12 protein-coding genes and 4 tRNA genes are annotated in these 11,695 nt (G+C 35.4%); all 16 read right to left on the reverse strand.

Features of this window, described 5'->3' with window-relative positions; all coding sequences use genetic code 11:
* Positions 1–53 precede the first annotated feature (53 nt).
* The 16 genes from rpoB to B2X73_RS05850 all read right to left on the reverse strand — a co-directional run bounded on the left by rpoB (position 54) and on the right by B2X73_RS05850 (position 11,613).
* Positions 54–3,896, reverse strand: a complete 3,843-nt coding sequence (gene rpoB / locus B2X73_RS05775) for a DNA-directed RNA polymerase subunit beta (protein ID WP_125349434.1) — start codon at positions 3,894–3,896, stop codon at positions 54–56.
* Between the two features lie 102 nt (positions 3,897–3,998).
* Positions 3,999–4,367 carry a 50S ribosomal protein L7/L12 gene (gene rplL / locus B2X73_RS05780; RefSeq protein ID WP_019974307.1) on the reverse strand — a complete coding sequence of 123 codons (369 nt, stop codon included), beginning with the start codon at positions 4,365–4,367 and terminating at the stop codon, positions 3,999–4,001.
* A gap of 46 nt (positions 4,368–4,413) precedes the next feature.
* Positions 4,414–4,926 (reverse strand): 50S ribosomal protein L10, encoded by a 513-nt coding sequence (rplJ, locus tag B2X73_RS05785; protein WP_115001950.1) that lies wholly within the window; start codon positions 4,924–4,926, stop codon positions 4,414–4,416.
* Between the two features lie 18 nt (positions 4,927–4,944).
* Positions 4,945–5,640 (reverse strand): 50S ribosomal protein L1, encoded by a 696-nt coding sequence (rplA, locus tag B2X73_RS05790; protein WP_038331070.1) that lies wholly within the window; start codon positions 5,638–5,640, stop codon positions 4,945–4,947.
* Positions 5,641–5,657: 17 nt separating this feature from the next.
* Positions 5,658–6,098, reverse strand: coding sequence for a 50S ribosomal protein L11 (gene rplK / locus B2X73_RS05795; RefSeq protein ID WP_038331069.1), 441 nt, complete (start codon positions 6,096–6,098; stop codon positions 5,658–5,660).
* Positions 6,099–6,171: 73 nt separating this feature from the next.
* Positions 6,172–6,720 carry a transcription termination/antitermination protein NusG gene (gene nusG, locus B2X73_RS05800; protein WP_219033762.1) on the reverse strand — a complete coding sequence of 183 codons (549 nt, stop codon included), beginning with the start codon at positions 6,718–6,720 and terminating at the stop codon, positions 6,172–6,174.
* Between the two features lie 32 nt (positions 6,721–6,752).
* Positions 6,753–6,941, reverse strand: coding sequence for a preprotein translocase subunit SecE (gene secE, locus B2X73_RS05805; RefSeq protein WP_038331172.1), 189 nt, complete (start codon positions 6,939–6,941; stop codon positions 6,753–6,755).
* A gap of 15 nt (positions 6,942–6,956) precedes the next feature.
* Positions 6,957–7,027, reverse strand: a tRNA-Trp gene (locus B2X73_RS05810).
* Positions 7,028–7,087: 60 nt separating this feature from the next.
* Positions 7,088–8,275, reverse strand: a complete 1,188-nt coding sequence (gene tuf, locus B2X73_RS05815) for an elongation factor Tu (protein WP_038331067.1) — start codon at positions 8,273–8,275, stop codon at positions 7,088–7,090.
* Positions 8,276–8,460: 185 nt separating this feature from the next.
* Positions 8,461–8,533 (reverse strand) — tRNA-Gly (locus B2X73_RS05820).
* A gap of 73 nt (positions 8,534–8,606) precedes the next feature.
* Positions 8,607–8,687, reverse strand: a tRNA-Tyr gene (locus B2X73_RS05825).
* 32 nt (positions 8,688–8,719) lie between these two features.
* A tRNA-Thr gene (locus B2X73_RS05830) sits at positions 8,720–8,793 on the reverse strand.
* Positions 8,794–8,923: 130 nt separating this feature from the next.
* A complete protein-coding gene (gene hpf, locus B2X73_RS05835; RefSeq protein WP_038331066.1) occupies positions 8,924–9,223 on the reverse strand; it encodes a ribosome hibernation-promoting factor, HPF/YfiA family in 300 nt (99 codons plus the stop codon).
* A gap of 2 nt (positions 9,224–9,225) precedes the next feature.
* On the reverse strand, positions 9,226–10,125 hold the full coding sequence (locus B2X73_RS05840; RefSeq protein WP_291095989.1) for a tyrosine-type recombinase/integrase: 900 nt from the start codon (positions 10,123–10,125) through the stop codon (positions 9,226–9,228).
* 82 nt (positions 10,126–10,207) lie between these two features.
* Positions 10,208–10,402: a 30S ribosomal protein S21 gene (rpsU, locus tag B2X73_RS05845; RefSeq protein ID WP_038331168.1), complete on the reverse strand. Its 195-nt coding sequence runs from the start codon at positions 10,400–10,402 to the stop codon at positions 10,208–10,210.
* Between the two features lie 68 nt (positions 10,403–10,470).
* Positions 10,471–11,613, reverse strand: a complete 1,143-nt coding sequence (locus B2X73_RS05850) for an acyl-CoA dehydrogenase family protein (RefSeq protein ID WP_291059283.1) — start codon at positions 11,611–11,613, stop codon at positions 10,471–10,473.
* Between the last annotated feature and the right edge of the window lie 82 nt (positions 11,614–11,695).

The following is an 11,695-nucleotide window of genomic DNA, read 5'->3' on the forward strand; positions in this document are numbered from 1 at the left end:
TATCTAACAATTATATTATTATAACGAAAAAGGTAGAATAATAGGTTGCCCTATTATTCTTCCAAGTTTATGTCTAATCCAAGACCTTGTAATTCATGTAACAATACGTTAAATGATTCTGGAATACCAGGTTCTGGCATTGGCTCTCCTTTTACGATTGCTTCGTAAGTTTTCGCACGTCCAATTACGTCATCCGACTTAACTGTTAAGATTTCGCGTAAGATATTAGATGCACCGAATGCTTCTAATGCCCAAACCTCCATCTCTCCGAAACGTTGTCCACCGAATTGTGCTTTACCTCCTAATGGTTGTTGAGTAATTAATGAGTATGGTCCGATAGAACGCGCGTGCATTTTGTCGTCAACCATGTGTCCTAATTTCAACATGTAAATCACCCCTACAGTAGCTTTTTGATCAAAACGTTCTCCAGTATTACCGTCATATAAATATGTTGTACCGTGTTTTGGAATACCTGCTTCTTCTGTGATGCGATCGATATCAGCGATTTCAGCACCATCGAAGATAGGTGTAGCAAATTTTTGACCCATTTTAAGTCCAGCCCATCCTAATACCGTTTCATAAATCTGACCGATATTCATACGAGATGGTACCCCAAGTGGATTAAGTACGATATTTACTGGCGTTCCGTCTTCTAAGAAAGGCATATCTTCGTCGCGAACGATACGTGCAACAATACCTTTGTTACCGTGACGTCCTGCCATTTTATCCCCTACTCTTAGTTTACGTTTTTTCGCAATGTAGATTTTTGCTAATTTAACGATACCTGCAGGTAACTCGTCTCCAACAGAGATTGTAAATCTTTCGCGGTTAAGTGCTCCTTGTAAATCATTGTACTTAATTTTGTAATTATGTAACAATTCTTTTACTAATTCGTTCTTATCCTCGTCTGTTGTCCAAAGAGACTCTGCTCCAGTTAAATTTAAGAAATCTTCAACATTAGATAAGATTTTTTGTGTGTATTTTACACCTTTCTTGATTACTTCTTCGTTCAAGTCGTTGTAAATACCTTGAGAAGTTTTTCCGTTTAATAAAACGTATAATTTCTCTAATAAAATCTCTCTTAATTCGTTGAATTTAACGTCGTACTCAGCTTCTACACTATCAATAATAGCTTTGTCTTGAGAACGTTTACGTTTATCCTTAATACTACGTGAGAATAATTTTTTGTCGATAACAACACCACGTAATGATGGAGAGGCTTTAAGAGAAGCATCTTTTACATCACCTGCTTTGTCACCAAAGATCGCACGTAATAATTTTTCTTCTGGAGTTGGATCAGATTCTCCTTTTGGAGTAATCTTACCAATCAAGATATCACCAGGTTTTACTTCTGCTCCAATACGGATCATACCGTTTTCGTCTAAGTCTTTTGTAGCCTCTTCCGAAACGTTAGGAATGTCTGAAGTTAATTCTTCCATACCTAATTTTGTATCACGTACATCTAATGAATACTCATCGATGTGGATAGATGTAAACCAGTCTTCGCGAACAGCTTTCTCAGAGATTACAATGGCATCCTCGAAGTTGTATCCTTGCCAAGGCATAAAGGCAACAACCATGTTACGACCAATTGCTAATTCTCCTCCTTCTGTTGCATAACCTTCAGATAAAACTTGTCCTTTCTCTACACGATCACCAACTTTTACAATTGGTTTCAACGTAATTGTAGTTCCTTGATTCGTTTTTCTGAATTTTGTTAAATTATATGTTTTCTCAGCAGTATCGAAGCTTACTAATTCTTCGTCTTCTGAGCGATCATATTTAATTGTTATAATGTCAGCATCAACATAAGTTACTGTACCTTCACGTTCTGCATTTACTAAGATTCTTGAATCTTTTGCAACTTGTTTTTCTAATCCAGTACCTACAATTGGTGCTTGAGGTTTTAATAATGGAACTGCCTGACGCATCATGTTCGATCCCATTAACGCACGGTTGGCGTCATCATGCTCCAAGAAAGGAATTAATGATGCTGAGATAGATGCAATCTGGTTAGGTGCAACGTCAATTAAATCAACTTCTGCTGGCGTTACAACAGGGAAATCCCCATCTTCACGAGCAGTTACACGTTCAGTAGCAATAGTACCATCGTCTGTCATGTCGATATTGGCTTGAGCAATTACTTTTGATTCCTCCTCTTCCGCAGTTAAATAGATTGGTGCTGATTCGACGTCCACTTTTCCATCTTCTACTTTTCTGTACGGTGTTTCGATGAACCCTAAGTTATTAACTTTAGCGAATACACATAATGACGAAATCAAACCAATGTTTGGTCCCTCAGGAGTTTCAATTGGACATAAACGTCCGTAATGAGTGTGGTGTACGTCACGTACCTCGAATCCCGCTCTTTCTCTTGATAAACCTCCAGGTCCTAATGCTGATAAACGACGTTTGTGTGTAATCTCTGATAATGGATTTGTTTGGTCCATGAACTGAGATAACTGGTTCGTTCCGAAGAATGAGTTGATAACAGATGATAATGTTTTAGCATTAATCAAATCGATTGGTGTAAACACCTCGTTGTCACGAACATTCATTCTTTCACGGATAGTTCTAGCCATACGAGCTAAACCTACTCCGAATTGGCTAGCCATTTGCTCACCTACCGTTCTTACACGACGGTTAGATAAGTGGTCGATATCATCCACCTCTGCTTTAGAGTTGATTAATTCGATTAAGTATTTAATAATCGAAATGATATCTTCACGAGTCAATACTTGTACGTCCTCGCTAATGCTTAAGCCTAATTTTTTATTTAATCTGTAACGACCTACTTCACCTAATGAATAACGTTGATCAGAGAAGAATAATTTGTCAATAATTCCTCTTGCTGTTTCCTCATCTGGTGGCTCAGCGTTACGTAATTGTCTATAGATATACTCTACTGCCTCTTTTTCAGTATTAGTAGGGTCTTTTTGTAAAGTATTATGGATAATTCCATAATCAGCAGAATTGATGTCTTCTTTGTGTAATAAAATCGTCTTAACACCAGAATCTACGATTTGATCGATGTGATCTTTCTCTAAGATTGTTTCACGGTCTAAGATAATTTCATTACGCTCGATAGATACAACTTCTCCTGTATCTTCATCTACGAAATCCTCGTGCCATGTATTTAATACACGTGCAGCAAGTTTACGACCTACAACTTTCTTTAAATTAGCTTTATTAACTTTTACTTCTTCTGCTAAGTCGAAAATTTCTAAGATATCTTTATCTCTTTCGTATCCGATAGCACGTAATAAGGTAGTTAATGGTAACTTTTTCTTACGATCGATGTAAGCGTACATTACGCTGTTGATGTCTGTTGCGAACTCAATCCAAGATCCTTTGAAAGGAATGATACGAGATGAGTACAATTTTGTACCATTCGCGTGGAAAGATTGTCCGAAGAATACCCCAGGAGAACGGTGTAATTGAGATACAATAACACGCTCTGCACCATTAATAATGAATGATCCTGAAGGAGACATATAAGGAATTGTTCCTAAGTATACGTCTTGCACTACAGTTTCGAAATCTTCGTGTTCTTCGTCCGTACAGTACAATTTAAGACGAGCTTTCAATGGTACGCTGTACGTTAATCCTCTTTCGATACACTCATCAATTGTGTAACGTGGTGGATCTACGAAATAATCTAAGAATTCTAAAACAAACTGATTGCGAGTATCCGTAATTGGAAAATTCTCAGCAAATGTTCGGTAAAGACCTTCATTTTTTCGTTGGTCAGGTCTTGTTTCCAACTGGAAAAAATCTTCAAACGATTTGATCTGAATGTCAAGGAAATCTGGGAACTGAGCGACTGCTTTTGCAGAAGAGAAGTTCAATCTTTCTTTTTTCTCAGTCGAGTTGCTTAATGTTGCTTTAGTGGCCAATTTCGAATGAATTTTGGTTTATATAATGACTTTATGCGTAAAAAGGTTTAGACCTAACACGTCCTGTGTTAGGTCCAAACCTATATTTTTGAGTAATAAAAATTACTTCAATTCTACTACTGCACCAGCTTCTTCTAGCTGTTTCTTTAAAGCTTCAGCTTCGTCTTTAGAAACTGCTTCTTTAACTGTTGCTGGAGTTGAATCTACTAAATCTTTAGCTTCTTTTAATCCTTTTCCAGTTAATTCTTTAACTAATTTAACAACTGCTAATTTAGATGCACCTGCTTCTTTTAAGATTACGTCGAATTCTGATTGCTCTTCAGCAGCTTCACCTGCTCCACCTGCAGCAACAACTACAGCAGCAGCAGCTGGTTCGATTCCGTATTCATCTTTTAAGATTGTAGATAATTCATTAACTTCTAATACTGTTAAGTTTACTAACTCTTCAGCTAATTTTTTTAAATCTGCCATTTTAATGCTTTTTGTTTTTTAAACTTTTATTTGATATGAGTGTGTCTTATTCTTCTGAAGCTCCTTCTTCTGCTTTTGCAGCCTCTTTGTTCTCTAATTGAGAAACAACAGTTTTGATTGGAGATTGAAGTAACATGATGATGTCTGCGATTAATTCTTCGCGAGATTTCAATGCTACTAATTGTGGTAATTTGTCATCACCTACGAATGTATTATCTTCAATCCAAGCTCCTTTTAAAATAGGTTTTTCAGATTTTTTTCTGAAAGTATCGATTACTTTGGCTGGTGCGTTACCAACTTCAGCAGTCATTAATGCTGTATTTCCTTTTAAAGATCCGTAAAGCTCTTCGAAGTTTTTGTCTTCGATTTGCTCCATAGCTTTCTTTAATAAAGTGTTTTTTACTACGCGTAAAGATACATTGCTTTTGTAGCAAGCTCTTCTTAATTCAGTAGTATTAACAGCGTTTAATCCGTCGATATCTGCTAAGTAGATGATTTTTGCTTCTGCTAATACAGCTTGCAATTCATCTATCATATTTGCTTTATCTTGTTTTGTCATTGCCATAATCTACTAATTTTAAGCGTTTACACTTTTTGGATCTACTGATACACCTACAGATTGAGTTGTAGAAAGCGTGATGCTTTTTACATATGTTCCTTTAGCAGCTGTTGGTTTTAATTTAATTAAAGTTTGAATTAATTCATTCGCATTTTCTTTAATTTTATCAGCATCGAAAGATACTTTACCAACTGCAGCGTGGATGATTCCGTAACGGTCTACTTTGAAGTCGATTTTACCTGCTTTCACTTCAGAAACAGCTTTACCAACTTCTAAAGTTACAGTACCTGATTTTGGGTTAGGCATTAATCCACGAGGTCCTAAAACACGTCCTAATGGCCCTAATTTACCCATAACTGCTGGCATAGTAACGATAACGTCAACATCTGTCCAACCTTCTTTAATTTTTTGTAAGTATTCGTCTAATCCTACATAGTCTGCACCTGCTGCTTTAGCTTCTGCTTCTTTGTCTGGAGTAACTAATGCTAATACTTTTACATCTTTACCTGTTCCGTGTGGTAATGAAACTACACCACGAACCATTTGGTTAGCTTTCTTAGGATCTACACCTAAACGAACTGCTATATCTACAGAAGCATCAAACTTAGCGTAGTTAACTTCCTTTACTAATGATGATGCTTCATCAATAGAGTAAAGTTTGTTTTTTTCTACTTTAGCTAATACTTCTTTTTGTCTTTTTGTTAACTTTGCCATTTCCTAAAATGTTTTAATTATTCTGGAGCTTGCCCACCTTTTACAGTTATACCCATAGAACGTGCAGTTCCAGCAACCATTTTCATAGCAGATTCAACAGTAAAACAGTTCATGTCCGCTAATTTGTCTTCAGCAATAGCTCTAACTTGATCCCAAGTAACAGTACCAACTTTTTGACGGTTAGGTACACCTGAAGCTTTTTTCAATTTCGCAGCTTCCATTAACTGAATAGCAGCTGGTGGAGTTTTAATTACGAAATCGAATGATTTGTCTTGATACACAGTAATAACAACTGGTAACACTGCACCTTGTTTTTCTTGTGTACGTCCATTAAATTGTTTACAAAACTCCATGATGTTAACACCTGCAGCACCTAAAGCTGGCCCTACTGGTGGTGAAGGATTTGCTTGTCCTCCTTTAACTTGAAGTTTTACAACTTTTTCAATTTTTTTTGCCATTTTTTTAATTCTTAAAATTAAGCGTTATGTGGAAGCAGCCTAAATTTCTACTTTTAATTTGTTGATAGATTGATTATGCAATCTTTTCAACTTGGTTAAAACTTAACTCTAGTGGTGTTTTACGTCCGAAGATTAAAACCATCACTTCAAGTTTACGTTTATCTTCAATGATTTTTTCAACTGTTCCGTTGAACCCATTGAATGGTCCGTCGATTACTTTTACAGTTTCTCCTACGATGTAAGATATTCCTAAGTTTGTATCAACGTTTTCTGCTAATTCGTCAACTTTACCTAACATTCGGTTAACTTCCGATTGTCTCATTGGTACAGGATCACCTCCTTTCGTTGCACTCAAAAAGCTAATTACACCTGATGTATTCTTTACCATGTGAGGAATTTCCCCTACAAGTTCGGCTTCTATCATGATGTAACCAGGAAAGTGTACTTTTTCCTTTTGATATTTTTTACCGTTACGGATTTGAATCACTTTTTCCATAGGAACAACAATTTGTCCTACATAATCATTCAAATTTTGGTACTGAATTTCTCTTTCAATATAATCCTTAACTTTCAGCTCTTGTCCAGCTACAGTCTTGATTACATACCATTTCTTTTCACTCATGATTCTAATTACTAAACGGGATATTTTACAAACTAAAAAGCGCCGTAGATAAAGTTAAGCACTTGTGTGAATAATGTATCTACCGCATATAAAAATATAGCTAACAAAACTGTAGCTATTGCAACAATAATTGTGTCTCTTTGTAGATCTGAGAATGATGGCCATGTAACATGATCTTTAAATTCTACAAAGGAATCTTTAAAATATTGTACGACTTTCATATCGTTTTCATTTAGCACGGGCACAAGGATTCGAACCCTGATCAACGGTTTTGGAGACCGCTATTCTACCATTGAACTATGCCCGTAGATAAAAAGAGTGGTAATCATTGAAGATTACCACATCTTCTATATTATATTTTGACTAATTAGTCTAAAATTTCAGTTACCTGACCAGCACCAACTGTACGTCCACCTTCACGGATTGCGAAACGTAAACCTTCGTTTAATGCGATTGGTTGTAATAATTCAACTGTAATAGTTAAGTTATCTCCTGGTAAAACCATCTCAACTCCTTCTGGTAAGTTGATTTCCCCTGTTACGTCAGTTGTACGTACGTAGAACTGTGGACGGTAACGGTTGTGGAATGGAGTGTGACGACCACCTTCTTCTTTAGTTAAGATATAAACCTCAGCTTTGAATTTTTTGTGTGGTTTAACAGATCCTTGTTTTGCGATAACCATACCACGACGGATGTCAGTTTTATCAACACCACGTAATAATAAACCTACGTTATCACCAGCTTCACCTCTATCTAAGATTTTACGGAACATTTCAACACCTGTTACAGTAGAAGTTAATTTTTCTTCTCCCATACCAACGATGTCAACTGGATCCCCAGAGTTAATTACACCAGCCTCGATACGTCCTGTAGCAACAGTACCACGACCTGTAATAGAGAATACATCCTCTACTGGCATTAAGAACGGTTTATCTTGATCACGAACTGGTTGCTCAATCCACTCATCAACATTGTTCATTAAGTTCAATACAGTTTCAACCCATTGAGGCTCACCGTTTAATGCACCTAAAGCAGATCCTTGGATAACTGGAGTGTTATCTCCGTCATATTCGTAAGAAGATAATAAATCTCTTACTTCCATTTCTACTAACTCTAATAACTCAGCATCGTCAACCATATCAACTTTGTTTAAGAAAACAACGATACGAGGAACGTTTACTTGGCGACATAATAAGATGTGCTCACGAGTTTGAGGCATTGGACCATCAGTAGCAGCTACTACTAAGATACCACCATCCATTTGAGCAGCTCCTGTAACCATGTTTTTTACGTAATCCGCGTGACCTGGACAGTCAACGTGTGCGTAGTGACGGTTAGCAGTTTCATACTCTACGTGAGATGTATTAATTGTAATACCACGCTCTTTTTCTTCTGGAGCATTATCGATTTGATCGAAAGCTTTTGCTTCTGAATAACCAGCATCAGCTAATACTTTAGTAATCGCTGCAGTCAAAGTTGTTTTACCGTGGTCAACGTGACCAATAGTACCAATATTTAAGTGCGGCTTATTACGGTTGAAAGTTTCCTTTGCCATTTTACTTTTTATTAATTTCTATTGTTATACTTAAATTAAAAAAATAACTTTAAATTATTTTCAAGTGTAAAAATACACTTTTTGATTTATATAAAGATATTAATTTTTGACTCGCGTTAACCTTGGTTTAAATGAGTTTCAACAACTACTTAAAAGATTAACTATACTGGACGAACCAGAATTTGAGCGGGAAACGGGACTCGAACCCGCAACATTCAGCTTGGAAGGCTGACGCTCTACCAATTGAGCTATTCCCGCATTCACTTCTAAAAAGCTTTGCAAATCTAAAGATTAAATCCTAAACCACAAAAAATTTTAAAAATTAAATTTGTGGGGAGAGCAGGATTCGAACCTGCGAAGGTTACCCAACGGATTTACAGTCCGTCCTCGTTGGCCGCTTGAGTATCTCCCCGCCTTACTTTTTTTGTTCTTCTAAAAACTTTGAGCCGATAGAGGGACTCGAACCCACGACCTGCTGATTACAAATCAGCTGCTCTAGCCAGCTGAGCTACATCGGCATTTTTGTTTTTAAAAGCGTTATTTAAAAGAACAGTCCGTTAAATATGTTTGTTTAACGGACTGCAAATTTACGTTGTTTTTTGAATTAACCAAATTTTTAGGTTCTTTTTTTAGTCAATTCCCTATTTTTTATCTTTCGCTAATTTTTTCTTTTTTTCTGATAATTAATTTTTTTAATGTATCTACCGCTAAATCAATACATTCTTCAAAAGATTGTCCTGTTTTACTTACAACAATATCATCTCCTGGTACTTCTAACTTAATATCAACTGTCTTGTTATTTTTTTCTGCAGTATTCTCTAATTTAAAAGAAACATTCGCTGCAATGATTTTGTCTGACAAAGTTTCTAATTTTTCTAATTTTTTCTCTAAATACTCCTCTAAACCTGGTTTAGTATTGAAGTTTACTGCTTGAAAGTTAATTGTCATAATTACTCTTTTTTGTTCTCACGCGGGTGAGCTTTGTTAAACACTTTTTTTAAATTTTCTATACTCCCATGTGTATAAATTTGAGTCGATGACAAACTTGAATGCCCTAAAATATCTTTTACTGCATTCAGATCTGCTCCTGAATCTAACATATGAGTCGCAAATGAATGCCTCAACATATGAGGACTTTTTTTATGTTTTACACTTATAAGACTAAGATAGTATTTTACTTTCGAATAAACAAGATTATCGTACAAAGGTTTTCCTTTTTCTGTTACAAAAACATTCGTACATTGTAAAGTAATTTCGTTATGTTTTCTAGTGTTATAATTCGCCAAATCCTCTAACAGAAAGGTAGAAATAGGAATTATGCGTTCTTTATTTCTTTTTCCAAGAACTTTTATAGAAAGTGTATTCGGATCGATATCATTTTCTTTCAAACCAATTAATTCGGCACGTCGAATTCCTGTTTGATACATTACATCAATCATTAATCGATCACGTAAACCTTCGAATGTGTCAGGGAAAAATTCATCATTATTCAACAAATCATTCAATTCTGCTTCTGTAAAAGGTACTAAAACTTGTTTATTTTGTTTAAGTGAATGAATTTGCTCGATTGGATTAATGGAAAGATGATTTTCTTTGACCAAATATTTATAAAACGTTCGTAAAGCGCTTAATTTGCGATTAACTGTTTTCTCAGACTTTTCTAATTCTGATAAATGCATCACAAATGCACGAATATGTTTTTTTGTTGCAAGTTGTATTTCTGACGAATTTTCTTCTTGTTGATAGAACTCAACAAAATCGTCCAAATCTCTTTTGTAGCTAGTAATTGTTAGCGTAGAATAGTTTTTCTCGAGCGCTAAATAATCTAAGAATAGTTGAATAAATTCCATAAAAAAACCTATTCATCAAAGTTACAACTTTAACAAATAGGTCAACAGAAATTAATTTCTTTATATCGTTTAAAACGGCAATTTATGCTTCCTCCTTTTCGATTAAGGCTTGTTTGTAGATTGCTCTACTCATCTTAATTCTATTTGTAACAGAAGGTTTTGTAAATTGTTGACGTGCTCTTAACTGACGTACAACACCTGTTTTATCAAATTTTCTTTTGTATTTTTTTAGAGCTCTTTCGATTGACTCTCCGTCTTTTACTGGTATAATCAACATAATTTTATCTATTTCTTTTTGAGATGGCAAATATACAACTCTTTAGTAATTAAACAAATCGTTTTGTATTAATCTTTCAAAATATTTCTTCCAATCACTAATTTTTGGATCTCAGTTGTTCCTTCACCGATTGTACACAACTTAGAATCACGGTAGAATTTCTCTACTGGAAAATCTTTTGTATATCCGTATCCACCAAATATTTGAACTGCTTCATTCGAGATTTTAACACACGCTTCCGATGCATAATATTTTGCCATTGCACCTTCTGTCGTCATTGGTTTTTTATGATTTTTTAAATAAGATGCTTTACGAATTAATAATTCTGAAGCTTCGATTTCTGTAATCATTTCAGCCAATTTAAAGTTAATTGCTTGGAAATTTGCAATTGCAGTTCCAAATTGATGACGCTCTTGTGCATATTTCAATGCTGCTTTATAAGCTCCTTTCGCAATTCCTAAAGATAAAGCTGCGATCGAGATACGACCACCATCTAAAATCTTAAGTGCTTGCTTGAAACCATCACCAACATTTCCTAAACGATTTACATCCGAAACACGTACGTTATCGAAGATTAACTCTGCCGTTTCCGAAGCACGCATTCCTAATTTATTTTCTTTTTTACCCGATGTAAAACCTGGCGTTCCTTTTTCTATTACAAAAGCTGTCGCGTTATTTTTAGCTCCTTTCTCTCCTGTTCTTGTCATCACAACCGCAACATCACCAGAAATTGCATGTGTAATAAAGTTTTTTGCTCCATTAATCACCCATTCATCACCATCTTTTACAGCTGTTGTAGACATTCCTCCAGCATCAGATCCTGTGTTGTGCTCTGTTAATCCCCAAGCACCAATCCATTCTGCTGTTGCTAATTTTGGTAACCAACGTTGTTTTTGTTCTTCGTTTCCGAATTCTAAAATATGATTTGTACAAAGTGAATTATGTGCCGCTACAGACAAACCGATAGAAGGATCAACTTGTGAAATTTCATCTACAATTGATACATATTCATCATATGACAAACCACTTCCTCCATATTCTTCTGGAACAACGATTCCCATGAATCCCATTTTTCCAAGTTCTTTGAAAACTTCAACTGGAAAAGTTTGAGCTTCATCCCACTCCATTATATTCGGTTGAATGTATTGTTTTGCAAAATCTCTTGCCGATTGCGCGATTAATGATAAATTTTCATTTTCTAAGAAATCCATTTTTTTGAGTTTTTTTGTTTTTTTATGACTTTCCTCCAAAAGTAATAAATTTCTATTAAGTGAAAAGTTTTTCTTTTACGAT

The sequence above is a fragment of the Empedobacter sp. UBA7252 genome, from assembly GCF_002472765.1.
GTDB lineage: Bacteria > Bacteroidota > Bacteroidia > Flavobacteriales > Weeksellaceae > Empedobacter > Empedobacter falsenii_B.

Bases quoted from the DNA above. Each gene is read 5' to 3' on its own strand.
- secE (WP_038331172.1), bottom strand. From the start codon at position 6,941: ATGAAAGTCGTACAATATTTTAAAGATTCCTTTGTAGAATTTAAAGAT.
- nusG (WP_219033762.1), bottom strand. From the start codon at position 6,720: ATGAGTGAAAAGAAATGGTATGTAATCAAGACTGTAGCTGGACAAGAG.
- rplK (WP_038331069.1), bottom strand. From the start codon at position 6,098: ATGGCAAAAAAAATTGAAAAAGTTGTAAAACTTCAAGTTAAAGGAGGA.
- hpf (WP_038331066.1), bottom strand. From the start codon at position 9,223: ATGACAATTAACTTTCAAGCAGTAAACTTCAATACTAAACCAGGTTTA.
- rplA (WP_038331070.1), bottom strand. From the start codon at position 5,640: ATGGCAAAGTTAACAAAAAGACAAAAAGAAGTATTAGCTAAAGTAGAA.
- rpsU (WP_038331168.1), bottom strand. From the start codon at position 10,402: ATGTTGATTATACCAGTAAAAGACGGAGAGTCAATCGAAAGAGCTCTA.
- rplJ (WP_115001950.1), bottom strand. From the start codon at position 4,926: ATGACAAAACAAGATAAAGCAAATATGATAGATGAATTGCAAGCTGTA.
- rplL (WP_019974307.1), bottom strand. From the start codon at position 4,367: ATGGCAGATTTAAAAAAATTAGCTGAAGAGTTAGTAAACTTAACAGTA.
- tuf (WP_038331067.1), bottom strand. From the start codon at position 8,275: ATGGCAAAGGAAACTTTCAACCGTAATAAGCCGCACTTAAATATTGGT.
- B2X73_RS05850 (WP_291059283.1), bottom strand. From the start codon at position 11,613: ATGGATTTCTTAGAAAATGAAAATTTATCATTAATCGCGCAATCGGCA.
- B2X73_RS05840 (WP_291095989.1), bottom strand. From the start codon at position 10,125: ATGGAATTTATTCAACTATTCTTAGATTATTTAGCGCTCGAGAAAAAC.